The following is a 24,974-nucleotide window of genomic DNA, read 5'->3' as shown; positions in this document are numbered from 1 at the left end:
GATGTACGAAAACAGGCCGCCCTGGTCCTTAAACCTGCCGCGCATGATCGCCTCTGCCGATTCGAGATGGATAAAGTGAATCATCAAGCCCCCTCCGTGGCGAGGGGGTTCTTCAGCAGACTGCTAGAATGACGATCAATCAGGCTGATTTCGGTGGTTTAGTTGTTGGCTTGGCGGGTGATGTAGGCGGCGCGACGTAATCGCCGTTCAATTCAGCGAACGGTGTAAGGTACTCGCACTGGTCGCCGAAATCCTGACCGCGCATGTGTTGCAATTGACCACTGCTCCAAACAGCCACGTGCTTTTGAATGCCCGTATAGCCACCAAATCCGTTTCTTGCGTTTGCAGAAATGCAGATGCAGGAATCGCCGTCTCTACAAACGAAAGCATGTCCAATACTGGCATCCCGGATTGAAGCGGGGTCTTTGAAGAGAGTTCCTTTTGAACTTAAAACCAGTTCTCGCAACGCACCGTCAGAAATAGCAGGCTCTCGCGTTTGCGACACTGATCCTGCACAACCCGCGCAAGCAAGCGCAGCCAAAAATCCCACCAACATTCGCATTTTATGCCCCCGTCCCATCGCTATCCAAGCGCAACCGGAGCGCGAACGCAAGCCAATTGCAGCAATCGCAAAAGCTAACGGGTGTACAGCCGCCACTTTCGTAAATTACCGTAGAGAATGGGCCGAACGCGATGAACGTTCGGCCTTATACATCAATGCACCAATCAACGCAGCGATCAGGCGTCCTTACGTTCGTGACGTTCAACATCGCTCATTCTAAACCGCGTCACACGCGCCGACAGCTTCACCGGCTGCGGATACGTCGGCGACTTCTTCGCGTTGCGCCAAATGGTGGATGGATCGATGCCCCAACGACCGGCAAGCTGTTTGTCCGTGATGAACCGTTCCGGGCCGGGCGGCTCGTTGTTGGCGAATGCAGCCAGGGTGAACGGCGAGGGCAGTAGAGCGGCAGGGAGTAGGGTGGAAAACATCAGGCGTCCTTTCATAGCCGTGCGCTAGATCGCACTGCCATGCCCGCAAGACGCATCTATAATGGCAAGAATAAGCCCGCTACGCTGGAAACGTAGCGGGCTAGCGAAATACAAGTTATTCGCTGTGACTATCGCTAAGCGCGTTTCTTCGTTGCGGTGGTCATATCGATTACGTTGTCTGATTGCGCGCGATTGCCGTGCAGGAAGTTGGCCCAATCCTGCATCATGTGTCGGCGCTTTTCGAGCATGTCGGACCGACGATAGGCGGCCTCAACTTTGTCGCCAACGGTATGCGCTAACGCCAGTTCGGCCATTTCGCTGGGATAGGTGGTTTTCTCGCCTATGTAGTCGCGGAACGTCGATCGCAGGCCATGGGGAACGGCGGGCCGTCCGCTCTTTGGATCAGTCCATTGTTTGCCATCGTCTTTAATCATCCGCCTCATCGCGGAACTGAGAGATGCATCGACCAGCATCCCGCCTGTTGGAGATGGAAAAACGTATTCGCTGCCGTCCAAATTCGATTGCTGTTCGATGATTGCAATTGCTTCATCGCTCAGCGGAATACGATGTTCTTTGCGCATTTTCATGCGTGCTGCCGGGACTGTCCAGATTTTTGCCTTGGTGTCGTATTCTGATCGTTTCATTCCGCGAACTTCGCCCGATCGGGATGCGTTCAAGGCGATGAATTCCAACGCTCGCGTTACGGTGCCTTCCCGACCGCGCAGCGCTTGAAACCATGCCGTTGCATCGGTCAATGCGATGGCCGGATGATTTTCGGTCGTGATCACCTTGGACGGTCGCGGTAACATCAAAGCTAGATTGCCGCCCCAACGTGCGGGATTATCGCCCGATCTGCGACCGTGAACAGTTGCCCATGCCAACAGGTTTTCGATTTCGGCGCGTAACCGCATGGCCGTTTGCGTTTTGGTGTTCCATATTGGTGTTAGGATGCGCAGAACGTCTTGCACGGTGATAGTGCGGATCAACATGCGGCCAAGTTCGGGTTTGGCGTATGTGTTGATGGTTGCCTCAAGCGCTTTGCGGTTTTTCTCGCTGCCAATAGATGCAAGCTTTGTGGGCAGATATTCTGCTAGCGCTTCGGTGAACGTCATGCCGCTTTTCTGTTCGGCGACAAGAGTGGCTTTCTTTTCCTTCCGCTCAACAATGGGATCACGCCCATCACGAACGGTTGCCTTTGCGTTGCGAGCCGAGTTGCGTGCGGCTTCCAAGGTGATCTCGGGATAGCTTCCCAACCCCATATTACGCCGCTTGGAGGCGACGGTCGTTCGGAGCACCCATGATCGCCCGCCGTTCGGGGTGATCTGGAGCATCAGCCCGGCAACCCCGCCGACTGCATAATAGGCATTGAATTCGCCGTTATCCGGATCGGGATGTTTCAACCGGGAAACAGCTAAAGCGGATAATTCTTTCGCCTTTTTGGGCATTTGGCACCCCGATGATCATTGCGACATTCGTTTCGATGGTCATTAGATACCGCCTATACGCCAAAAAATGAGAATTCTTCAAATTATTAGGATACGGCGAAAATTGCGATGATCATCGTAAGTGTAATCTAGCCAATCTATCTACCAAAAACAATGCGACTTTGTGCACGGTGGGGCATTGTGGTGCATGGACGGTTTGGGTGTGGCGAGGCTGATGATGTTCGTCAGCGCCGGAGCGCCGGGACCACCAAAAACGGGATCATGCCGAGTACAACGCTGACCAACGCGAAGGCGAGCAGCGCGTTGTAGCCATGGGTGGCGTCGTGAATTATCCCGCCAAACCAAGAGCCTAGCGCCGAGCCGAGCCCGCTGCCGATCGAGATCGTGCCGAAGATGGTGCCGACCCGCTTGCCCCTGAAAATCTTCATTGCGGTTGCCGTGATCAGCGGTCCACGCGAGCCCATCATGCTGCCGAAGCAGACGACGAAACCGGTGAGCAGGATGACATTCGGATAGTACTGCAACAGCCAGAGCAGAAAGATGCCGAGGATCGAAATCGCATAGCTGAGCAGCACGGACGGCCGGCGCCCGATCAGGCCGTCGAGCGCGGACACGCCGAGCATGCCGAACACCAGCACGACGCCGGAAAAGCCCCACGCGGTCGCCGCCTGGAGTGGCGGAAAGCCCGCATCGATCAGATAGGCCACGATCTGCGCGGCGATCGCATACATGCCGACGGCGGTGAAGAAGAAGGTTGAGAACAGCGCCCAGAAGGCGTGATGGCGCATCGCGCTCGGAAGCGTCCAGCCGTGATCGACGAAATCCGGATCGGTCTTCTTCGCGATATGCGGCGAGCCCGAGGCGAACAGCCGCCATGGCAGCAGCATGAGCGGCACCAGCAGGCCGAGCGCGGCGAAGCCGAACAGCTGGTAGGTTTCGCGCCAACCGAGATGATCGATCAAAAGCTGCGAGGCCGGCAGCAGCGCCAGTACGCCGCCACCCATGGCCGAATAGACCACTGCCATCGCGGTCGGCAGCTTTGGGCCGAACCAGCGGCCGAGCAGGATCGAGTTCGGCACGTTGCCGATGAAGGCGACGCCGATGCCGACGCACAATCCGATCGAGAGCTGGAATTGCCAGAGCGCCTGCGCGCGGCTTGCAATCAGGAAGGCCGAGCCGAGCAGCAAGAGACCGAGCGCATAGACGATGCGCGGGCCGGAATGATCAAACAGGCGTCCGACCAACGGCGCAGTCAGTCCGCTGACGAGCCAGGTCAGCGAATAGATCGAGACCACCTGGGCGCGATCCCAGCCGAAGTTTTCCGAGATCGGCTTCAGGAAAACGGTGAAGCTTTCGCTGAGGCCGCGGCCGAGCACGGCGAGCGTGAAGCAGAGCGCGAGCACCACGAGCGCTGTGCGCACTGCGTCACGCTGGTTGCTCGCAACTTGTTCCCTAGGCGTGTTCTGGTCCATTGCCGGTCAGGGAGCGCGCTTGAGCGCGCCCTGACAAGCACCGAAAAGCTCATACGCCTATGCAGGCTTGAGGAGGATGTGCTTCTTCTTGCCGAAGGACAGCTTGATGACGCCCTCCGGCGTCAGATGGTTCGCCGACAGCGCCATCTTCTCGTCGGTGACGGGCTCGTCGTTGACGCGCAGGCCACCGCCCTTGATCTGGCGGCGCGCCTCGCCATTGGAGGCAACGAGGCCCGCCTTGACGAAGGCGTTGAGCACGCCGAGGCCGGCGTCGAACTCGCCGCGCGGAATTTCCACGGTCGGCAGGGTCTCGGCCAGCGCGCCTTCCTCGAAGGTGCGGCGCGCGGTCTCGGCCGCCTCGCTCGCTGCGTCGCGACCATGCAAGAGCGCGGTCGCCTCGGTGGCGAGCACCTTCTTGGCCTCGTTGATCTCGGAGCCGCCGAGCACCTCGAGCTTCCTGATCTCGCTCATCGGCAGCGTCGTGAACAGCTTCAGGAATTTGCCGACGTCGGCGTCCTCGGTGTTGCGCCAGTACTGCCAGAAATCATACGGCGAGAACTGGTCGGCGTTGAGCCAGACCGCGCCTTGCGCGGTCTTGCCCATCTTGGCGCCCGAGGCCGTCGTCAGCAGCGGCGTCGTCAGCGCGTACAGTTGATGGGTGCCCATGCGGCGGCCGAGATCGACCCCCATGATGATGTTGCCCCACTGGTCGGAGCCGCCCATCTGCAAGCTGCAGCCGGTGCGCTTGGCGAGCTCGACGAAGTCGTAGGCTTGGCAGACCATGTAGTTGAACTCGATGAAACTCATCTCCTGCTCGCGTTCGAGGCGGAGCCGCACGGAGTCCATGGTCAGCATGCGGTTGACCGAGAAGTGCCGGCCGACGTCGCGCAGCATGTCGATGTAGTTGAGCTTTGTGAGCCACTCGGCATTGTCGAGCATGATGGCGTCGCTCTTGCTCTCGCCATAGCGCAGCACTTTTGCGAACACGCCACGGATCGAGGCCTTGTTGGCCTCGATCTCGGTTACGGTGCGGATCGCACGTGTCTCGTCCTTGCCGGAGGGATCGCCGACCATGGTGGTGCCGCCGCCCATCAGCGTGATCGGCTTGTTGCCGGACTGCTGCAGCCAGTGCAGCATCATCATGGTCAGATAGTTGCCGATATGCAGGGAGGGGGCGGTGCAATCGTAGCCGACATAAGCCGTCGCCTCGCCTTTGGCCGCGAGTGCGTCCAGCCCCGCGAAATCGGAGCATTGGTGGATGAATCCACGTTCCTGCAAGGTGTTGAGGAAATCCGATTTAAATGCAGTCATCTGTCGGCGTGCCTGACAATTCTTGGTTTACTGTTTTAGGGGCAATTTAAGGGTCTTACGTGGAACTCGATCGCCGCCCGCCACTTTGGCCTGTGGCATTATAAGATGTGTCCCTCTGGCACAAGATCGGCATGCCGGAAGGGGGCTCTTGAGGACGCTGATCCATGATGTTGACGGCACTCGGTTTGATGAGCGGCACCTCGCTGGACGGGGTGGACGTCGCGCTGATCGAAACCGACGGAAAGCAGGTAAAGGCGTTCGGGCCGTCCGGCTACCGGCCCTATAGCCCGGCCGAGCGCAATTTGCTGCGCCAGGCGCTGAGCGAGGCCGTGCACCTGCCGCAACGCGATGCGCGGCCGGGGATTCTGGCCGAGGCCGAGCGCGCGGTGACACTGGCGCATGCCGAGGCGGTGGCCGCCTTCGTCGCCCAGAATCGGCTGAAGCCGGAGGACATCGACATCGTCGGCTTCCACGGCCAGACCGTGCTGCACCGCCCCGAGAGGCGGTTGACAGTGCAGATCGGCGACGCGTCAGCGCTTGCGAAAGCGATCCATATCCCCGTGATGCATGATTTCCGCGCCGCCGACGTCGAGGCCGGCGGGCAGGGCGCGCCATTCGTGCCGGTCTACCACCGGGCGCTCGTCCATTCGCTGGAGCGCGAAGGGCCGATCGTTGTCGTCAATATCGGCGGCGTCTCCAACATCACCTATATCGACGGCAACGACACGCTGATCGCCTGCGACACCGGTCCGGGCAATGCGCTGCTCGACGATTTCATGTACCGCACCATGAACCAGTCGTTCGACGCGGAAGGAAAGTTCGCCGTGCTCGGCAAGGCTGATGAGGCCTGGATTGCGCGAGCGCTGGAGCTGCCGTTCTTCGCGGCTCCGCCGCCGAAATCGCTCGACCGCAACGATTTTGCCACGCTCAAGCTCGGCGATGTGCCGCCGGCGGATGGCGCCGCGACGCTCACCGCCTTCACCGCAGCGGCGATCGCCCGCATCATCCCGCTGCTGCCACGCAGGCCGCGGAGCTGGATCGTCTGCGGCGGCGGTGCCCGCAACCGGACCATGCTCCAGATGCTGCGGGAGCGCGTGGGGTCCGCGACTGTCGAGGCCGCCGAGACACTCGGCTGGGCGTCCGATGCCATCGAGGCGCAGGCCTTCGGCTTCCTCGCCGCGCGCGGCTTGAAGGGCTTGCCGCTGTCCTATCCGGCTACCACCGGTGTGCCGATGCCGATGACGGGCGGGGTGATGGCGCGGCCCTGAGTTCACCGGCGGTTGATGCAGTTGCATTGATCTTGACGAGTGCATGCAAATGCATCTATCTTGGATCCAGCTGCATCCAACCGCCGGGACCATCGCCATGACTGCCTCGCTCAAACTGATCAGCCACAAGCTTTGTCCCTATGTGCAGCGCGCGGTGATCGCGCTCAATGAGAAGGGCGTGCCGTTCGAGCGGGTCGACATCGATCTCGCCAACAAGCCCGACTGGTTTCTGAAGCTGTCGCCGCTCGGAAAGGTGCCGGTGCTGGTCGTGACGACAGACAAGGGCGAGGTCGCGCTGTTCGAGAGCAATGTGATCTGCGAGTACATCGAAGAGACGCAAGGCGGCGGAAAACTGCATCCGGCTGATGCGCTTGAGCGTGCCGAGCATCGCGCCTGGATGGAGTTTGGCTCGGCGATCCTCGGCGATCTCTGGGGGCTGGAGACGACGACCGATCCGGCGACCTTCGAAGGCAAGCGCCAGGCGCTCGTGACAAAGTTCGCGCGTGTCGAGGCCGCGCTGAGCGCAGGCCCGTTCTTCGCGGGCGATGGGTTCAGCCTCGTCGATGCGGTGTTCGCACCCGTCTTCCGCTATTTCGACGTGTTCGATGAACTGACCGAGCTCGGCATCTTCAGGGATCTGCCGCGAGTGAGGGCGTGGCGTGCCGAGCTGGCAAAGCGTCCGAGCGTCCGCGCTGCGGTCGGCGCGGACTATCCGCAATTGCTGCGCGCCTTCCTCGTGCGCCATGACGCGCATCTGCTCAAGCTCGCCGCCTGAGCCCACGCCGATGTCGCCGTCCCTGGCCTGGCTCATGCTCGTGATCGCCGGCCTGCTCGATGTCGGTTGGGCGATCTCGATGAAATATGCGGAAGGCTATACGCGGCCCGGCTGGAGCATCGCTTCGCTGGTGCTGCTCGCCGCCTTCGTCTTCCTGCTTGGACGCGCTTTGAAGGTGCTCGAGATCGGCGTCGCCTATTCGGTGTGGACCGGCATCGGCGCAGCCGGCACGTTCCTGATCGGCGTCGTGCTGTTCGGCGAGACCTTGAGCGCTGAAGCTTGCGGGCATCGCGCTCGTGTTGACGGGAATCGCCGCGCTGAAGCTGGCTTAGAGCTCGGCGGCCATCTTCGCGAGCGTCGCGATCGTGTTCATGTTGCGCGCGGTGCCAGACTTGGCCGCGGGGATGACGAGCTTCGAGGTTCCCATGCCGTCGCCATAGTGCACGTAGATTTCGCGGCGGCCGAGGCGGACCTCCTCGTTGTTCTGGCCGCGGATGCCGGTGAGCGCATCGGCCGTCAGCGCCTTGTCGAGAAAGATCGCGACGGTGCGGTTGGGCGCGGCCTTTGGAAAAGGATTGTCGGCCGAGACTTGCGCCATCTCGGCTGCGCTGCGCACGAGCACGCCGAGCGGCGCGCCGGCGTAGGCGTGCAGACGTTTTTCGAGCGCAGTCTTGATTGCAGATTCGGACTTGCGGCTGGTGAAGACGACGTTGCCGCTCGCAATATAGGTGCGCACGGCAGCAAAGCCGATCTCCTCGCACATCGTCTTGAGCTCGCTCATCGGCAACTTGCCGGTGCCGCCGACATTCACGGCACGCAGCAAGGCGACGAAGGAGCCCATTTGAGGCCTTAGCGCACGTTGGCGAGGCGCATGTCGAGATAGGCCGTGATGGTTTCCATCAGCGGCTCGAGCTTGGCGTCGAAGAAGTGGTTGGCGCCGGGGATGACCTGCTGGTCGATCACGATGCCCTTCTGCGTCTTCAGCTTCTCGACCAGCGTGTTGACGTCCTTGGGCGGCACCACCGCGTCCTTCTCGCCATGCACGATCAGGCCCGAGGACGGGCAGGGCGCAAGGAACGAGAAGTCGTAGAGATTGGCCGGCGGCGCGATCGAGATGAAGCCCTCGACCTCGGGGCGGCGCATCAGGAGTTGCATGCCGATCCAGGCGCCAAAGGAGAAGCCGGTGACCCAGCAGGCGCGCGCTTCGGGATTGATGGTCTGCGCCCAGTCGAGCGCGGCGGCCGCGTCCGACAATTCGCCGGTGCCGTGGTCGAAAGAGCCCTGGCTGCGGCCGACGCCGCGGAAGTTGAACCGCAGCACCGAGAAGCCGCGATGCGCAAATGCGTAGTAGCACTGATACACGATCTGATGGTTCATCGTGCCGTGAAACTGCGGATGTGGATGCAGGATCATCGCGATCGGCGCGTTCTTCTGCTTGGCCGGGTGATAGCGGCCTTCGAGGCGGCCAGCAGGGCCGGTAAAAATAACTTCAGGCATGGATGATCTCTTGATCCCTTGAAGACGGTCCTCAACAACCAACCGATTGTGCGGACTGCATCGGGCTGCTCTGCCGACCAAACCGCGAATGGAAGGGTGGAGCGGCGCCCTCGGATGATGCGCGAGCGGCGCGCGGTGAACTGACGCGCGCGTTCTAACATGAGGCGAGGGTCAAAAAGCAAGCATCTTGAACATCTCGCAATCGGCTCAAGATGTTAGGGTGTCATGGCCGCGTCATCGCGCGAGAGAGCTTCGGAATTGATTGCCAAGTGCTCCACGGCGGCCCATGTCGGGCAGCAGCGCGGGCGAAGCTGTCCAACCGCAGGGTAACATAGTACTTCATGCCGAGCCGTGTTTATCTCGACTGGAATGCAACAACGCCGCTCCGCGCCGAGGCGCGAGGCGCAATGCTCGCAGCCTATGAGCTGATCGGCAATCCGTCCTCGGTCCATGCGGAGGGGCGCGAGGCGCGACGGCTTGTCGAGGAAGCACGGGCCAGGCTTGCGACGGCCGTAGGTGCGCTGCCGCGGAACATCGTCTTCACCTCCGCGGGAACCGAAGCCAATGCGCTGGCGCTGTCACCGGGCCTGAGGGGGCCGTCTGGCGGGCCTGTCGAGCGGCTGCTGGTCTCGGCCGTCGAGCATGCCTCGGTGCTGACGGGCGGGCGGTTCCCGGCCGACAGGATCGGTCAGATCCGGGTCACGCGCTCCGGCGTGATCGACCTCGACCATTTGAAGGCGCTGCTGAGCGACGGCCCGCCGACGCTGGTCTCCGTCATGGCCGCCAATAACGAGACGGGCGCGCTCCAGCCGGTCGCCGAGGCCGCGGGAATCGTTCACGGGGCCGGCGGCCTCCTCCACGTCGACGCAATCCAGGCGCTTGGAAAAATCCCTTTCGACATCAAGGCCATGGGCGCAGACCTTGCGACCTTTTCTGCGCACAAGATCGGCGGCCCCAAGGGCGTTGGCGCGCTGGCCGTGGCAGAGGGCGTGGCCGGATTGGCGCCGGTGCTGCGGGGCGGCGGGCAGGAGCTGAACCGGCGCGCGGGAACTGAGAATGTCGCCGGCATTGCCGGCTTCGGGGCAGCGGTGAGGATCGCCCTTCAGGCTTTGCCGGAGGATGCGAAGCGAATGGCAACCCTAAGAGATCACTTGGAAAATGGCATTCGCACGATTGCCGGCGCGATGGTTTTCTCAGACGACGTCAAGCGGTTGCCGAATACCCTCCTTTTCACCGCGCCCGGACTGAAGGCCGAGACCGCGGTGATCGGCTTCGACCTCGAAGGCATCGCCGTATCCTCGGGCTCGGCCTGTTCCTCCGGCAAAGTGCAGCCGTCTCATGTGCTGTCGGCTATGGGGTATGATGCCACCGTCGCCCAAGGAGGGGTGCGTCTTAGTCTGGGCTGGTCCACGGGACCGGATGACATCAACAGGGCGTTAGAGGCTTGGCGAAAGCTCGGTAATACCCTACTTAGAGACTAAGCGACGAAACACGGCTTGAACGGTTCTAAGCACGTGCTTTCGATCAAAAAACATCGTAATACTCGTTTGAGTTTGATCCACCGCGGTCCTTGAAACCGCGAGCGGAGGATAGAATGCCAGCCGTGCAAGAGACGGTCGAGCGCGTGAAGCGCATCGACGTCGATCAGTATCGTTATGGGTTTGAGACCCTGATCGAGTCCGACAAGGCCCCCAAGGGGCTGTCGGAAGAGACCGTCAAGTTCATCTCCGAGAAGAAGAACGAACCCGCCTGGATGCTCCAATGGCGGCTTGAGGCCTATCGGCGCTGGCTGACCATGACCGAGCCGACCTGGGCCCGCGTCGACTATCCCAAGATCGACTTCCAGGACCTCTATTATTATTCGGCGCCGAAGCCGAAGAAGACGATCACCTCGCTGGACGAGATCGATCCCGAGATCCTGAAGACCTACGAGAAGCTCGGCATTCCCCTGCGGGAAGTCGCCATGCTCGAAGGCGTCGAGCCCAAGCCCGGCGAGCAGGATCCGGCGCGCCGCAAGATCGCGGTCGACGCGGTGTTCGATTCGGTCTCGGTTGCGACCACGTTCCAGGCCGAGCTGAAGAAGGCCGGTGTGATCTTCATGCCGATCTCGGAAGCGATCCGCGAGCATCCCGAACTGGTGCAGAAATATCTCGGCTCCGTGGTGCCGACCTCGGACAATTTCTACGCGACCTTGAACTCGGCTGTGTTCTCGGACGGCTCGTTCGTTTACGTGCCGCCGGGCGTGCGCTGCCCGATGGAGCTATCCACTTACTTCCGCATCAACGAGCGCAATACCGGCCAGTTCGAGCGCACGCTGATCATCGCCGACAAGGGCTCCTACGTCTCCTATCTCGAAGGCTGCACCGCGCCGCAACGCGACGAGAACCAGCTCCACGCGGCCGTGGTCGAGCTCGTCGCGCACGATGACGCCGAGATCAAATATTCGACGGTGCAGAACTGGTATCCCGGCAATTCGGAAGGCAAGGGCGGCATCTACAATTTCGTCACCAAGCGTGGCGATTGCCGCGGCGACAATTCCAAGATCTCCTGGACCCAGGTCGAGACGGGTTCGGCGATCACCTGGAAGTATCCGAGCTGCATTCTGCGCGGCGACAATTCGCGTGGCGAATTCTACTCGATCGCGATCTCGAACGGCTATCAGCAGGTCGATAGCGGCACCAAGATGATCCATCTCGGCAAGAACACGTCGAGCCGCATCATCTCCAAGGGGATCGCGGCCGGCAAGTCGCAGAACACCTACCGCGGCCTCGTCACCGCGCACCGCAAGGCGACGGGCGCGCGCAACTTCACCGCCTGCGATTCCCTGTTGATCGGCGACAAATGCGGCGCGCACACCGTGCCGTACATCGAAGCCAAGAACTCGTCGGCGACGTTTGAGCACGAGGCCACCACGTCGAAGATCTCCGAGGACGTGCTGTTCTACTGTATCCAGCGCGGCCTCACGCAGGAAGAAGCTGTCGGCCTCGTCGTCAACGGTTTCGTCAAGGATGTGCTTCAGCAGCTGCCGATGGAGTTCGCGGTGGAAGCGCAGAAGCTGATCTCGATCTCGCTCGAAGGGTCGGTCGGCTAGCTCCGACCCCCGCGGTGCGCATTGCGCGCCCTATGCATCATTTGAATAAACTGGACACCAAGATGGCTTTGCTTGAAGTGAAAGACCTGAAGGTTCGTGTTGAGGAGCAAGAGATCCTCCACGGGCTGACGCTGACCGTGAACGAGGGCGAGATCCACGCCATCATGGGGCCGAACGGCTCCGGCAAGTCGACGCTCTCCCACGTCATCGCCGGCAAGCCCGGTTACGAGGTCACCGACGGCCAGATCCTGTTCAAGGGCGAAGACCTGCTCGAGATGGCCCCCAACGAGCGCGCTGCCAAGGGCGTGTTCCTTGCGTTCCAATATCCGGTGGAGATCCCCGGCGTCGCCACCATGACCTTCCTGCGCACCGCGCTGAATGCGCAACGCAAGGCACGTGGCGAGAGCGAATATTCGACGCCGGACTTTCTGAAGAAAGTTCGCGAGGTCTCGAAGTCACTGAACATTCCGCAGGACATGCTCAAGCGCGGCGTCAATGTCGGCTTCTCCGGCGGCGAGAAGAAGCGCAACGAAGTGCTGCAGATGGCGCTGTTCGAGCCGAGCCTGTGCATCCTCGATGAGATGGATTCCGGCCTCGACATCGACGCGCTGCGCATCGCGGCCGACGGCGTCAACGCGCTGCACTCGCCCAAGCGTGCGATGGTCGTCATCACCCACTATCAGCGGCTGCTGAACTACATTGTGCCTGATTTCGTGCACGTCATGTCGCGCGGTCGGGTCGTGAAGAGCGGTGCCAAGGACCTGGCGCTGGAGCTGGAGTCGTCCGGCTACGCCCAGTACGAGGACGCGTAAGGAATTTTGCAATGAACGTTGCTGTGGCAAAGACCGGAAAGGGCCGCGCGGTGAGCGATCTCTTCACCAGCGCCGAAGCCCGCTTGCCGGGACCGCCTTCCGTGATCTCGGTGCGCCGCGAGGCGTTCGAGACCTATGAGCGCCTCGGTCTGCCGCACCGCCGGATCGAAGAATGGAAGTACACCGATCTGCGCGCGCTGGTCGGCGAGGTGCTGCCGCTCGCGGCTGCGCCCGATGCGGCTGCGTTGAAGCGCGCCGCGGACGCCGTGAAGGCGCATGGGATCGAGGGCGCCCGCAAGCTGGTCCTGGTCGATGGCGTGTTCGCGGCCGATCTGTCCGACGTGAAGGCGCTCGCCGCCGAGGTCAGCGTCAAGACGCTGCGCGAGGTCCTGGAGAACAAGGCTAATCCTGCCGCCGCCGATCTCCTGCAGACCATTTCGAGCGACGCGGTCATCTCGCTCAATGCGGCCATGGCGACCGATGGCGTGGTGATTTCGGTCGCTGATGGCGCGCAGCCGTCCGCGCCCATCCAGCTGATCCATGTCGCGACCTCATCTTCGGCCTCGACGTTCACGCGTTCGCATCTGCGCATCGGCGAGGGCGTCCGGACGACGATCATCGAAAGCTTCGTCGCGGCCGGAAAGACGAGCGCTTACCAGGTCAACGACGCGGTGATTCTGTGGGTCGGCGACAACGCCGACGTCGCGCATATCCGCCTGATGGACGATGCGCCCGACGCGGTCAACGTCACCTCGCAGTTCGTCACGGTCGGCGCGAACACGAAGCTCAATTTCTTCAACATGACCACCGGCGGGGCCGTCAGCCGTTTGCAAGGCTTCATCACGCTGGCAGGCGAAGGCAGCGAGCTCTCGATCAATGGCGTAAACCTGCTGCAGAAGACCGAGCATGGCGACACCACGCTGGTGGTCGACCATGCCGTGCCGGGCTGCGTCAGCCGCGAGATCTTCCGCGCCGTGATCGACGACCGCGCCCATTCGGTATTCCAGGGCCGCATCATCGTTCGTCCCGACGCGCAGAAGACCGACGGCAAGATGATGATTCGCGCGCTATTGCTCTCCGACGAAGCGGAAGCCGACAACAAGCCCGAGCTCGAGATCTTTGCCGACGACGTCTCCTGCGGCCACGGCGCCACCGCCGGCGCGCTCGACGACAACCTGTTGTTCTATTTGAAGGCCCGTGGCTTGCCCGAGAAGCAGGCCCAGGCGCTGCTGATCCAGGCCTTCGTCGGCGAGGCAATCGAGCAGATTGCCGATGATGGCTTGCGCGAGCACGTGATCGGCATCGCCGAGCGCTGGCTGGAGCGGCGGTCATGAGCACGCATCCGGCGGTTTCCAACGGCTCCTACGACGTCGCGCGCGTGCGCCAGGATTTTCCGGCGCTGGCCATGCAGGTCTATGGCAAGCCGCTGGTCTATCTCGACAACGCGGCGTCCGCGCAAAAGCCGCAGTCCGTGCTCGATCGCATGACGCAGGCCTATACATCCGAATACGCCAACGTACATCGCGGCCTGCATTATCTCGCCAACGCCGCGACCGAAGCCTATGAGGGCGGCCGCACCAAGGTCGCGCAGTTCATCAACGCGCCGCGGACCGAGGAAGTGATCTTCACCCGCAACGCGACGGAGGCGATCAACCTGGTCGCCTCGTCCTGGGGCGTGCCGAACATCAAGGCTGGCGACGAGATCGTCATCTCGATCATGGAGCACCACTCCAACATCGTGCCCTGGCATTTTCTGAGGGAACGCCATGGTGCCGTGATCAAATGGGCGCCGGTCGACGACGAGGGCAATTTCCTCATCGACGAGTTCGAGAAGCTCTTGACCGCGAAGACCAAGCTGGTCGCGATCACGCAGATGTCGAACGCGCTCGGCACCATCGTGCCGGTCAAGGACGTCGTGGCGATCGCCCACGCCCGCGGCATTCCCGTGCTGGTCGACGGCAGCCAGGGCGCCGTGCATCTGCCGATCGATGTCCAGGACATCGGCTGCGACTTCTACGTCTTCACCGGCCACAAGGTCTACGGGCCGACCGGCATCGGGGTGCTCTGGGCCAAGTACGACCACCTCGTCGCGATGCGCCCGTTCAACGGCGGCGGCGAGATGATCCGCGAGGTCTCGCGCGACATCGTCACCTATGGCGATCCTCCGCACAAATTCGAGGCGGGCACGCCCGCGATCGTCGAGGCCGTGGGACTTGGCGCCGCCATCGACTACGTCAATTCGATCGGCAAGGAGCGTATCGCCGCGCACGAGCACGATCTCGTCACCTACGCCCAGGAAAAGCTGCGGGAGATCAACTCGCTGCGGCTGATCGGCACCGCGCGGGGCAAGGGCCCGGTGATATCCTTCGAGCTCAAGGGCGCGCACGCCCATGACGTCGCCACCGTGATCGACCGCCAGGGCATCGCGGTGCGCGCCGGCACCCATTGCGTGATGCCGCTTTTAGAGCGGTTCAACGTCACGGCCACATGCCGGGCGTCGTTCGGCATGTATAATACGCGGGAAGAAGTCGATCATCTGGCACAGGCGCTGTTGAAGGCGCGGGATTTGTTCGCATGAGTGACACGGCCGAAATCAAAGCCAATCCGATGGAGACCCGGTCGGCGCTGCCGCCTGAGGAGACCGAGCGTTTGACCACCGAGATCATCGCCGGGCTCAAGACGGTGTTCGATCCGGAAATCCCGGCCGACATCTACGAACTCGGCCTGATCTACAAGGTCGAGATCAAGGATGATCGCTCGGTCGACGTCCAGATGACGCTGACGACGCCGAACTGTCCGGCCGCCGGCGAGCTGCCCACCATGGTCGAGAACGCGGTCGCCAGCGTTCCCGGCGTCGGCGTGGTCGACGTCAAGGTGATCTGGGAGCCGGCCTGGACGCCGGAACGCATGAGCGACGAGGCCCGCCTCGTGCTCAACATGTGGTGACGCGTAACCTTGGCTTTAGATACTTAGAAGATCCTTGGCATTGAGGATCCCTGGCATTGAATTCGCTCCGGAACGGACCACATTACTGACATGACACAGATATCGTCAGGCTCGACACCAGCATCCAGTCCGAAGCCGCGGCGGCCCCGCCCGCAGGTGATGCGGCTGACGGATGCCGCCGCCCAGCGTATCAGCGAGCTGACCCAGCGCGCGGATTCCGAGATCGTGGGCCTGCGGGTCGGCGTCAAGAACGGCGGCTGTGCCGGACAGTCCTACACTGTCGAATACGCCCATGATGTCCGCCCGACCGACGAGGTCGTCGAGGACAAGGGCGTCAAGATCCTGGTCGATCCCAAGGCCGTGCTGTTCCTGCTCGGCACCGAGATGGACTACAAGGCCGACAAGATGCAGGCCCAGTTCGTCTTCAACAACCCCAACCAGATCTCCGCCTGCGGCTGCGGCGAGTCGGTCGAGCTGCGCCCGGCCAAGATCGACGGGTAGGGCCCGCTGTCGTCCTGGCGAAAGCCAGGACCCATACCGCGTGATCTCTCGTCGGTAAGAGATGTCGGTACCGGCGTGGCGCGACTGGCAGTCTTCGCTAAACTACTCCCTGGGGTAATGGGTCCTGGCTTTCGCCAGGACGACCGTGCGGAGACAGGTCAGCCATGGACCGCGAATTCCTGATCGACCTGTTCGCCGATTTCGGCCCCGTCGCCATCCGAAAGATGTTTTCCGGCTACGGCATCTCCGCCGACGGCATCAACTTCGCGCTCGCATTGCGCGCCGGCCTGTTCTTCCGCGCCGACGAGATGACCATCCCGGACTATGAGGCGGAAGGCTCGAAGCCGTTCCAGTACTCGACCCGCGCCAAGACCGTGCTGGTGAACTCCTACTGGGAGCTGCCGGCCCGCCTGTTCGACGATTCCGAGGAGCTCGCGCAATGGGCGAAGGCCGCGCTCGCCGCCGCCCAGCGCGCCAAGGTGAAGAAGCGGCCCAAGGGGAAGAAGGCGACGGCAAAGAAAGTGGCGCAGAAGAAGCCGGCGAACAGGAAGGCCACCAAGCCTGTGAAAGCGCCAACGAAGAAGGTGAGCAAGAAGGGCCCAGTTCGGAAGCGCGCCAAGCGAACGGGTTAAGCTCAGTCCACAGCCTTCGTCAGGCCGACCCTCATATCCTTCGCCATATAAACGCAGGTGCCGTCGGCAAGCACGCGGCCGTCGGCAAATCCCAGAACCAGCTTGCCGCGCCTGACCTGGCGCATGGCGACCTCGTAACGCACGCGTCGCGTCTCGGGTGTGATGGATCCCGTGAACGCGACCTCGCCGACGCCGATGGCGCGGCCCTTGCCCGGTGAGCCCGACCATCCCAGCCAATAGCCGATCATCTGCCACATGGCGTCCAGTCCCAGAGAGGCCGGCATCATCGGGTCGCCGCTAAAGTGGCAATCGAAGAACCAGTGACCCGGTGCGATATCGAGCTCGCCGACGATGTGGCCCTTGCCGAACTCGCCGCCGTCCAGGCTGAGCTCCGTGATGCGGTCCATCATCAGCATCGGCGGTGCCGGCAATTGCGCATTGCCGGCACCGAAATAGCCGCCTTCGCTCGATCTCAGCAGGTCGTCCCTGGTGTAGGAGGGTTGCGGGGTGTGAAAATCACGTGGGTTGGCCAAGGCGACAAGTCCTCCGGATGCTCGCAGTCGGGCGCCTCAAGACGGCGAGGGAGATGTCGTTCGTAAGGTCGGAATGTCAAGCGCAGGTGGCGGTGCGCAGTTTCGGCGTCACGCCACCCGGTTGTGCGTCTCGACCGCGAATTCCGGGTCGGCCTCGCAGATCACGCGGTTGCGGCCGTTGCGTTTGGCGGCGTAGAGGCAGGCATCCGCCCGTTCGATCAGCGCATCGGTGTCGTCGCCCTGCTTGAGCATGGAGACGCCGACGGAGATGGTGACGCGGCCGAGGATTTCGCCGGTCGACTTCTTCTTCAATTCCTTCGCCATCACCGCGCGGCGGATGTGATCGGCCACGGTGAGGGCCTGGCGCAGCGCGGTGTTGGGCAGCACGACCGCAAATTCCTCGCCGCCATAGCGCGCGGTGATGTCCTGGCCCTTGATGGTCTGCTTCAGAGACAGGCCGACGAGCCGCAGCACCTGGTCGCCGGTGAGATGGCCGTAGGAATCGTTGAACGACTTGAAATGGTCGATGTCGACCAGCAGCAGCGACAGCGGGTCGCCCGAGGCGAGCGCGCTCTGCACGACCATGCCGATCATGCGATCGAAATATTTGCGGTTGCCGAGCCCCGTCAGCGGATCGGTCAGGCTCTCGGCGCGGATCGCCTCCAGGCTCTGCTGGAGGTTGCTGATCTCGCTCTTCGATAGCGCCAGCCGGCCTTCCAGCGCCTTGTTGGTCTCGCGCATCTCGTCGGTCGAGCACAGCAGCGTCGCGACGATCGATTTGATCTGCTCGCGGCTCTTGGCCGATGACAGCTTTTCGGTCGCGCCCGACAGGCTGGCATCGTAGGAGCCGGTCATCCCGAGCGCATCGCCGAGAACCTTCATGACATCGTCGATTTCGCCGATGACGCGCGCGCCGACCTTGTCGATGCGGTCGGTGGTCTTGATGTGGGAGAGGTAGGTCTCGTAGATCTGCTCGAGATCGGCTTCGGTCAGCTTGCCGCTGCGCGCCAGCGTCTCGTTGATGATCTTGTTGAGCGGGGCGTTGTAGCCGGTGGCGTAGACGTACCAGATCTCGTAATTGCGGGGAATTGCCGTCTGCCGTAGCGATCGGATCTGACCGAGCGCTACCTCGGCGAACGCCATCGTGCGTTCGTGTTCGTCGAGCACCTTGACCACGGAACATACCCCACAGTGATCGGCGCGCCGTCGACCGCAGCAATTCTTAAATTATGTTCGTAGGCTAACGGACGATCGTGAACGCCCCGTAAATATACGTGCACGAATGCATCCAAAAAGTTGCGCATCGGCTTTATTTCAACCAAACCTTGGCGCGCATCGCGCTTCAGGCGCCGGCGGGGGAGCGAACCGGCCGCAGCAGGAACGCCGGCAGATGCGAGTGGTCGCCCGGTTCGCTGTCGGCCTCGCGTTGGCGGCGCGGCTCGGGACGGCCGATCGACGGCACATGCGACGGAGTGGCCTGCTGGCGCGCGCCGTCACGCGGTTCGGATGACTGCCTGGCTTCACGCGGAGGCCTTGCCTCGCGTGCGGGCCTTGCTTCGCGTTCAGGTCTTTCGCGTTCAGGTCTTGCCTCGGGAGCAGGCCGTGTCTCGGCTGAAGGCCTTGTTTCAGAAGCCTGTCTTGCCTCGCCACGCGGTTCGCGCGGCTCATGGCTGCGCTCACGATCGCGACCGCGCTGCGGCTTGCCGCGTCCGCCGCGCGAACGTTCACGGCCGCGCTGCTCGCGCGGGCGCTCGCTCGCATCGGAAGCCTCGGTGCGGACTTCGTAATCGCCTTCGGCGCGCGGAATGCTCTGGCCGATCAGCTTCTCGATCGCCACCATCGACTTCTGGTCGAGCGGCGTGACGAGCGAGATCGCCATGCCGGACCGGCCTGCGCGGCCGGTGCGGCCGACGCGGTGAACATAGTCGTCGGGATGGTGGGGGACGTCGAAATTGAAGACATGGCTGACCTCGGGAATGTCGAGGCCGCGGGCAGCGACGTCGGATGCGACCAGGAGGGGCAGCTCGCCCTTACGGAACTGTTCGAGCGCCGCCGTGCGGGCCGACTGGTCCATGTCGCCGTGCAGCGCGCCGACGCTGAAGCCGTGCTTTTGCAGCGATTTGTGAACGACGGCGACCTCGCGCTTGCGATTGCAGAAGATGATCGCGTTCTGGAGATCCTTGGCCTCGCGCAGCAGTAGGCGAAGTAGCTCGCGCTTCTCATGCGCCTCGCGTCCGGCCGGGACCTGACACTGCGTAACGGTGACAGCGGTGGTGGCGGGCTTCGACACCTCGACCTTCTGCGGATTGTGCAGGAAGGTTTCGGTGATGCGCCGGATCTCCGGCGGCATGGTCGCGGTGAAGAACAGGGTCTGCCGCGTGAACGGCACCAGCTTGCAGACGCGCTCGATGTCGGGAATGAAGCCCATGTCCAGCATGCGGTCGGCTTCGTCGATGACGAGCAGCTCGACGCCGGTGAGCAGCAGCCCGCCGCGCTCGGTGTGGTCGAGCAGGCGGCCGGGAGTGGCGATCAGCACGTCGACGCCGCGCGTCAGCTTGGCATCCTGGTCACCGAAGGAAACGCCGCCGATCAGGAGGGCGACGTTGAGTTTCTGTCCGGCGCCGTAGCGGTCGAAGTTTTCCTTCACCTGCGCCGCGAGTTCGCGGGTCGGCTCAAGGATCAGCGTGCGCGGCATGCGCGCCCGGGCGCGACCCTTTTCGAGAATGGTGAGCATCGGCAGCACGAAGGCCGCGGTCTTGCCGGTGCCGGTCTGAGCGATGCCGAGCACGTCCTTGCGAGCGAGGACGTGAGGAATCGCCTGTTCCTGAATGGGGGTGGGGGTGGTGTAACCGGTGGCCGCCACTGCGGCGAGGACCTTTTCGGACAGTCCGAGATTGCTAAAAGACATTGAGCCTCTGGTCGAAACCGCCGTTCGGAATCGAGGGTAATAAGGCTGTCGCGTTTCACCCCGAAACGGCGCGCTCTCAAAGAAGCTGGGGGTGCTGACTCACGCGAACAAAGCGCCAGGCTCAGGAATCGCTCTTCGATCTGAGCCGCGTCGCTCCGGAACATAGGCGGGAATCAGCCAAAGTCAATGGAGCAGCTGCGGGAAGGCCCTAAAAAACCTGGGGTTTTCGCTCAAATAGCGGGCGCGGCTGCGGTTTTCCGCCCAATCCAGCGGTCGGCCGGAGCTGCCCAAACGTCGGCTAACGCCCTTCCGGACCCTGGGCGCGGAAGTCGCCGGGGGCCATGCCATAGGCGGCGTTGAAGACCCGGTAATAGGTCGCCAGGCTGTCGAAGCCGCAGGAGGTCGCGATGTCAGCGATCAGCCGGTCCGGGGCTTCGCGCATCAGGCGGCGGCTCTGTTTCAGGCGTTCGTCCGTCACGGTTTGCGAAAAACTCTTTGCCGCGCTTTCGAACAGCATGTGGAGGTGACGCACGGATACGCCGAGCAGCTCGGCCACCATCGTCGGCGCCATGTCCGGGTCTTGCAGGTGGCGCGCGATCAGGCGCCGCGCCTGCGAAAGTCGGGCGGTCCGCAGTGCGGCCTGCCCGAGGCGGCTGCCGGGCCGCATAATGCCGCGCTCGATCAGCGCCAGATGGGCGAGGGCTTGAACCAAAGAGGCCTGGACGACGGAAGCGGCATCGGCGGCGCCGTCATCACCCGCGGCAGCCCCACCGAGATCGGCAAAGCAGGCGCCGAGCAGGGGCGCCAGGCTGGGATCGTCGAAGGTCCGGGGCGCAAGCTCGCGCATGCGCTTGTCCTGCGTGGGGAGGCCGCTGATGGGGATCTTCAGGATCCGCAGGTGGAAGCCTCCTGCGCCCAGCGGCGCGGTGCGATAGGGCAGGTCGGTATGGCTGGTGGCGAAGCTGCCATTGGCGATCGCGAAGTCGCTTCCACGCAGGCCGCCGAACCAGCCGCCGCTGCCGAGCTGCTGATAGACGCAGATGCTGTCGCTTGGCGCGTCAGCGATGTCGGTCGTACTGCGCTCGACCGTGTAGTGCGAGGCCTTCAGCTCTACGAGACCGCCGCCGCCGAGCTGGTGCAGCGAGAATTCGCCGAAGAAGTCCGCGCGGCGTTCGCGCTCGAGCTCGGCGGTGACACCGAACAGGCCCTTGGCGCGCACCTCGCGCCAATAGTCGAAGCGGTCGTGCGGCTCGACCTCGTCGGTGCACCAGCGATACACGGCGGCCCTCGCCTCCAGCGGAATTGCCCACAAGAATTGCGCTTAAGAAACAGCAGATTCCGGCGGGATCTGCCATAGGCTAGACGACAGAACCTGAGTCCTCAGGGCTGTTGAACCGGCGATATGGCTGGGCCGACTATCACATCAACGGCGGGGTTCCAATGAACCGCCGTTCGAGGGAGCCGGCATGGGCCGTTCTGGGGGAATTTTTCGATGACGCGTCGGCTTTTCAGAGTCCTGGCGGCACTTGGCCTCGCGGCAAGCCTGTGCGGCTTCGCACTTCCCGCCTGCGCCGAGAAGCGCGTTGCGCTCGTCGTCGGCAACAACGACTACAAGAACGTTCCGAAGCTGCTCAAGGCGGTCAACGACGCCCGCACCATGGGCGATACGCTGAAGCAGCTCGGCTTCTCGGTGATGGTCGCCGAGAACCAGAGCCGCCAGCAATTTTCCGAGACGCTGCTCGCGTTCGATCGGGCGATCGAGCCCGGCGACACCGCGTTCTTCTTCTACGCCGGCCACGGTTTCGAGATCGCCGGCCAGAACTATCTGCTGCCGACGGACGTGCCGGCGGCCACGGAAGGGCAGGAAGAGCTGGTGCGCGACGCCTCGATCCTGGCCGACCGCATCGTCGAGCGCCTCCAGAACAAGAAGGCGCGAACCTCGATCCTGGTGTTCGACGCCTGCCGCAACAACCCGTTCGAGCGCAAGGGCACCCGCGCCGTCTCCGGTGGCGGCGGGCTTGCCCCGATGGTGCAGCTGCCCGAAGGCGTGTTCTCGGTATTCTCCGCAGGCCCGCGCCAGACCGCGCTCGACCGCCTCTCCAACGACGACGCCAATCCCAATTCGGTGTTCACACGCACCTTCGCCAAGGAGCTGCTCCAGCCCGGCGAGAACCTGGTGCAGGTGGCGCAGCGCACGCGCCGCCTCGTCAGCGAGATGGCCGACACCGTCAAGCACAGGCAGGTGCCGGTCTATTTCGATCAGATGGTCGACGACGTTTTCCTCAGCGGCATCGCCAAGGACGCGGCGGCCGCCGCGCGCCCCGCCGATCCGCCGGCGCAGAAGCTCGCGGCGCTGCCGCCGGTGTCGGTGCCGCGCGTGCCGAAGGAGGAGACCACCAACGCGCCGATCGCGAGCTTCTCGCGCCACAATGGCGGGTGGAGCGTGGTGTTCTCCTTCGCCGATCCGACGCTCGGCATTTCCTGGCGCATGGCCGGCAATGCCGATTTCCGCGAAACCGGCTTCATCGATACGCTCGACCCGCGCACGCGCAAGAGGCTGCCCAACCCGTCGATCGAATTGCCGCCAGACGCGCAGGCCGGCACCATCGAAGTCCGCTATGTCGATCAGTCCGGCGACATGCAGGGGCCGTTCCCGATCAGGTTCGATCCCGAAGCCGCGCTGATCCGCGACCAGCGCAAGATCCTCGACATGACCGCGACGAGCTGGCTGTCGTTCCGCGAGTTCAACGGGCTGCTGGTTTACTACACGCACCTCGTGTCCTACCGCTGTGCCATTCGCGAGGTGCGCATCGGCATCGACACCGCCGTTCCGAACCAGGTGTTGAAGATGCCGGGCTGCGACATGCGCGACCCCAGCGCGATCAGCGCCGGCATGCCGCTCTACATGAAGCTCGCGCCGGCAACGCAGTTCATCTCGGTGGAGCTGACCTATCGCGACGGCAGCGTGTCGGAGATCAAGAGTTTCCGCAGCGCGAACCGCAGCAACAATTGACGACGCGGGCGCAGGCGCCGAGCACGCTTCCGCTACCCGCGGCGCTTCCTGATGAAGCGCTTGATGGACTCGACGGCCTCGATCAAGGGCGGAGCCAGCGAGAAGAACGCGCCCATCGCGATCGAGATGATGACGTGGCGCAGCAGGAGCTTCTCCTGCTCCTCGAACGGATAGCCGTTCTGGTCGATCGGCACGGGCGCGAGCGCGCCGGTCTGCCGCGGGCTCGACTTCCGCGGCTTGCGCGGCGGAATCATGATCACGACGAAAAGCACGTTGATCAGGATCCAGACGCTGAGCACGATAAGGACAGTCCGCACTGTAATTCCCTGAAATCAATCGTAATCTGCGGCGAGGCTAACGGCCATTCGCAATTGCGGCAAATGAATCCTGTTTGCTGCACCGCACAGAAAACTTAAGTCGTAAACGAGGATCCGGCCGTGAAACCAGATACATCGCAGCCTCCGCAGGGTTCCTCCGTAAAAGTGCGGTGCTGCATTGTCGGCGGCGGACCGGCCGGCATGATGCTCGGCTATCTCCTCGGGCGCGCCGGCGTCGATGTCGTGGTGCTGGAGAAGCATGCGGATTTCTTCCGCGACTTCCGCGGCGACACCGTGCATCCCTCGACACTTCAGGTGATGGACGAGCTCGGCCTGATCGACGGCTTCCTGAAGTTGCCGCATCAGCGTCTGCAGAAGATGGACGGCCTGTTCGGCGGCACACCCGTTCGCATCGCCGATCTTAGCCGGCTCCGCACCAAGTACCCCTTCATCGCCTTCATGCCGCAATGGGATTTTCTGAATTTCCTGCGCGAGGCCGGCCAGCGCTTCGCCTCGCTGAAGGTGATGATGAACACGGAAGCCGTCGATCTGATCCGCCGCGGCGAGACGATCGCCGGCGTGCGTGCGAAGACGCCGGAGGGGCCGATCGACATCGAAGCCGATCTCACCATCGCCTGTGACGGCCGGCATTCGACCGTACGCGAGCGCGCGGGTCTAGAGGTCGAGGAGATCGGCGCGCCAATGGACGTGCTGTGGTTCCGTGTCGGCCGCAAGGCGGACGAGACCGAGAACCTGTTCGCGCGCGTCGAGCCCGGCAAGATGATGGTCACCTTCGACCGCGGCGATTACTGGCAATGCGCCTATGTCATCGCCAAGGGACAATACGACGCGGTGAAGGCGAGGGGGTTGCAGGCGCTGCGCGACGAGGTCGTTCGCATGGCGCCGATCCTGAAGAGCGGCATTGCCGATGTGAAGAGCTTCGACGATTTCAAGCTGCTCACCGTCGCGATCAACCGCCTGACGCGCTGGACGCGGCCCGGCCTGCTTCTCATCGGCGATGCCGCGCATGCGATGTCGCCGGTCGGCGGCGTCGGCGTCAATCTCGCCGTGCAGGATGCGGTCGCGACCGCAAATCTGCTGGCGGACAAGATGCAGCACGGCTGCCCGTCGGAGGACGAGCTCGATGCCGTACGCCGTCGCCGCGAGTTCCCGGTGAAGATGACGCAAGCGATGCAGATGATCGTGCAGAACAACATCATCAGTAGCGCCTTGCAGGGCGGCGACCGGCCGCTGAAAGTGCCCCTGATCGTACGCCTCCTCACCGCGCTGCCGTGGCTCCAGGGCATTCCGGCGCGCCTGCTCGCGCTGGGCGTCCGGCCCGAGCACGTGCACTCGAAGGCTGCGCCGGCACCGTAGTGCAAGGGCTCGGTAGGGATAATGCAGCGTTAAATCGTGTCCGGCGCGTTGCCTGTGTGCCACAGCGGCAACGGATTAAAGGC

Annotated in this window: 24 protein-coding genes and 1 pseudogene; 13 read left to right on the top strand and 12 right to left on the bottom strand. The window is 63.0% G+C overall.

The window, feature by feature from the left end; translation table 11 throughout:
* Nucleotides 1–139: 139 nt before the first annotated feature.
* From QCM77_RS27675 to tyrS, 5 genes are all read right to left on the bottom strand, one after another.
* Nucleotides 140–562: a hypothetical protein gene (locus QCM77_RS27675; protein ID WP_279685684.1), complete on the bottom strand. Its 423-nt coding sequence runs from the start codon at nt 560–562 to the stop codon at nt 140–142.
* A 176-nt stretch (nt 563–738) separates the two neighbouring features.
* Nucleotides 739–993, bottom strand: coding sequence for a helix-turn-helix transcriptional regulator (locus QCM77_RS27670; protein ID WP_279685682.1), 255 nt, complete (start codon nt 991–993; stop codon nt 739–741).
* Between the two features lie 134 nt (nt 994–1,127).
* The gene (locus QCM77_RS27665) at nt 1,128–2,438 is read right to left on the bottom strand and encodes a tyrosine-type recombinase/integrase (protein ID WP_279685681.1); all 1,311 of its coding nucleotides are present in this window, start codon (nt 2,436–2,438) and stop codon (nt 1,128–1,130) included.
* A gap of 224 nt (nt 2,439–2,662) precedes the next feature.
* A complete protein-coding gene (locus tag QCM77_RS27660) occupies nt 2,663–3,910 on the bottom strand; it encodes an MFS transporter (RefSeq protein WP_279685679.1) in 1,248 nt (415 codons plus the stop codon).
* 57 nt (nt 3,911–3,967) lie between these two features.
* The gene (tyrS, locus tag QCM77_RS27655) at nt 3,968–5,221 is read right to left on the bottom strand and encodes a tyrosine--tRNA ligase (protein WP_279665867.1); all 1,254 of its coding nucleotides are present in this window, start codon (nt 5,219–5,221) and stop codon (nt 3,968–3,970) included.
* Nucleotides 5,222–5,385: 164 nt separating this feature from the next.
* Here tyrS and QCM77_RS27650 point away from each other — a divergent pair, with 164 nt between their 5' ends.
* The 3 genes and pseudogenes from QCM77_RS27650 (at nt 5,386) to QCM77_RS27640 (ending at nt 7,596) form a co-directional block, all read left to right on the top strand.
* The gene (locus QCM77_RS27650) at nt 5,386–6,489 is read left to right on the top strand and encodes an anhydro-N-acetylmuramic acid kinase (protein WP_279685677.1); all 1,104 of its coding nucleotides are present in this window, start codon (nt 5,386–5,388) and stop codon (nt 6,487–6,489) included.
* Between the two features lie 97 nt (nt 6,490–6,586).
* The gene (locus QCM77_RS27645; protein ID WP_279665871.1) at nt 6,587–7,264 is read left to right on the top strand and encodes a glutathione S-transferase family protein; all 678 of its coding nucleotides are present in this window, start codon (nt 6,587–6,589) and stop codon (nt 7,262–7,264) included.
* Nucleotides 7,265–7,274: 10 nt separating this feature from the next.
* Nucleotides 7,275–7,596, top strand: a pseudogene (locus QCM77_RS27640) (DMT family transporter).
* Here the strand turns inward: QCM77_RS27640 and QCM77_RS27635 are convergent.
* A complete protein-coding gene (locus QCM77_RS27635) occupies nt 7,593–8,105 on the bottom strand; it encodes a DUF1697 domain-containing protein (protein ID WP_279665873.1) in 513 nt (170 codons plus the stop codon). The pseudogene QCM77_RS27640 and the gene QCM77_RS27635 sit on opposite strands and share 4 nt — an antisense overlap.
* An 8-nt stretch (nt 8,106–8,113) precedes the next feature.
* Nucleotides 8,114–8,761 carry an alpha/beta hydrolase gene (locus tag QCM77_RS27630; RefSeq protein ID WP_279665875.1) on the bottom strand — a complete coding sequence of 216 codons (648 nt, stop codon included), beginning with the start codon at nt 8,759–8,761 and terminating at the stop codon, nt 8,114–8,116.
* 341 nt (nt 8,762–9,102) lie between these two features.
* Here QCM77_RS27630 and QCM77_RS27625 point away from each other — a divergent pair, with 341 nt between their 5' ends.
* From QCM77_RS27625 to QCM77_RS27590, 8 genes are all read left to right on the top strand, one after another.
* Entirely contained in the window at nt 9,103–10,242 is a 1,140-nt protein-coding gene (locus tag QCM77_RS27625; protein WP_279665878.1) for a cysteine desulfurase family protein, read from the top strand.
* Between the two features lie 113 nt (nt 10,243–10,355).
* Nucleotides 10,356–11,852: a Fe-S cluster assembly protein SufB gene (gene sufB / locus QCM77_RS27620; protein WP_279665879.1), complete on the top strand. Its 1,497-nt coding sequence runs from the start codon at nt 10,356–10,358 to the stop codon at nt 11,850–11,852.
* A gap of 62 nt (nt 11,853–11,914) precedes the next feature.
* Nucleotides 11,915–12,664, top strand: a complete 750-nt coding sequence (sufC, locus tag QCM77_RS27615) for a Fe-S cluster assembly ATPase SufC (protein ID WP_279665880.1) — start codon at nt 11,915–11,917, stop codon at nt 12,662–12,664.
* Nucleotides 12,665–12,675: 11 nt separating this feature from the next.
* Complete coding sequence (gene sufD / locus QCM77_RS27610) at nt 12,676–13,998, top strand: Fe-S cluster assembly protein SufD (protein ID WP_279665882.1); 1,323 nt, start codon at nt 12,676–12,678, stop codon at nt 13,996–13,998.
* Nucleotides 13,995–15,242: a cysteine desulfurase gene (locus QCM77_RS27605; protein WP_279665884.1), complete on the top strand. Its 1,248-nt coding sequence runs from the start codon at nt 13,995–13,997 to the stop codon at nt 15,240–15,242. Before sufD ends, QCM77_RS27605 begins: the two co-directional genes overlap by 4 nt.
* On the top strand, nt 15,239–15,610 hold the full coding sequence (locus QCM77_RS27600) for an SUF system Fe-S cluster assembly protein (protein ID WP_106950866.1): 372 nt from the start codon (nt 15,239–15,241) through the stop codon (nt 15,608–15,610). The genes QCM77_RS27605 and QCM77_RS27600 overlap by 4 nt, the downstream gene beginning before the upstream one ends.
* A 90-nt stretch (nt 15,611–15,700) precedes the next feature.
* Nucleotides 15,701–16,111 carry a HesB/IscA family protein gene (locus QCM77_RS27595; RefSeq protein ID WP_279665888.1) on the top strand — a complete coding sequence of 137 codons (411 nt, stop codon included), beginning with the start codon at nt 15,701–15,703 and terminating at the stop codon, nt 16,109–16,111.
* Between the two features lie 164 nt (nt 16,112–16,275).
* Nucleotides 16,276–16,743, top strand: coding sequence for a TfoX/Sxy family protein (locus tag QCM77_RS27590; protein WP_279665889.1), 468 nt, complete (start codon nt 16,276–16,278; stop codon nt 16,741–16,743).
* Nucleotides 16,744–16,745: 2 nt separating this feature from the next.
* Here the strand turns inward: QCM77_RS27590 and fabA are convergent, their stop codons facing one another.
* The 4 genes from fabA to QCM77_RS27570 form a co-directional block, all read right to left on the bottom strand.
* Nucleotides 16,746–17,276, bottom strand: a complete 531-nt coding sequence (gene fabA / locus QCM77_RS27585; RefSeq protein ID WP_279665890.1) for a bifunctional 3-hydroxydecanoyl-ACP dehydratase/trans-2-decenoyl-ACP isomerase — start codon at nt 17,274–17,276, stop codon at nt 16,746–16,748.
* 108 nt (nt 17,277–17,384) lie between these two features.
* Entirely contained in the window at nt 17,385–18,452 is a 1,068-nt protein-coding gene (locus tag QCM77_RS27580) for a GGDEF domain-containing protein (RefSeq protein WP_279665891.1), read from the bottom strand.
* A gap of 166 nt (nt 18,453–18,618) precedes the next feature.
* Nucleotides 18,619–20,184: a DEAD/DEAH box helicase gene (locus QCM77_RS27575; protein WP_279665892.1), complete on the bottom strand. Its 1,566-nt coding sequence runs from the start codon at nt 20,182–20,184 to the stop codon at nt 18,619–18,621.
* Between the two features lie 298 nt (nt 20,185–20,482).
* Nucleotides 20,483–21,463 (bottom strand): helix-turn-helix transcriptional regulator, encoded by a 981-nt coding sequence (locus tag QCM77_RS27570; protein ID WP_279665982.1) that lies wholly within the window; start codon nt 21,461–21,463, stop codon nt 20,483–20,485.
* A 213-nt stretch (nt 21,464–21,676) separates the two neighbouring features.
* On the opposite strand from QCM77_RS27570, the gene QCM77_RS27565 reads away from it, so the two are divergent.
* Entirely contained in the window at nt 21,677–23,197 is a 1,521-nt protein-coding gene (locus QCM77_RS27565; protein ID WP_279665893.1) for a caspase family protein, read from the top strand.
* 32 nt (nt 23,198–23,229) lie between these two features.
* Here QCM77_RS27565 and QCM77_RS27560 read toward each other — a convergent pair whose 3' ends face one another.
* Nucleotides 23,230–23,514: a hypothetical protein gene (locus QCM77_RS27560; RefSeq protein WP_279665895.1), complete on the bottom strand. Its 285-nt coding sequence runs from the start codon at nt 23,512–23,514 to the stop codon at nt 23,230–23,232.
* A 120-nt stretch (nt 23,515–23,634) separates the two neighbouring features.
* On the opposite strand from QCM77_RS27560, the gene QCM77_RS27555 reads away from it, so the two are divergent.
* Complete coding sequence (locus QCM77_RS27555) at nt 23,635–24,891, top strand: FAD-dependent oxidoreductase (RefSeq protein ID WP_279665897.1); 1,257 nt, start codon at nt 23,635–23,637, stop codon at nt 24,889–24,891.
* Nucleotides 24,892–24,974: the final 83 nt, after the last annotated feature.

The sequence above is a fragment of the Bradyrhizobium nivariense genome, assembly GCF_029846695.2.
Taxonomy (GTDB): Bacteria; Pseudomonadota; Alphaproteobacteria; order Rhizobiales; family Xanthobacteraceae; genus Bradyrhizobium.
This window is presented reverse-complemented; position numbering and strand designations above follow the sequence as displayed.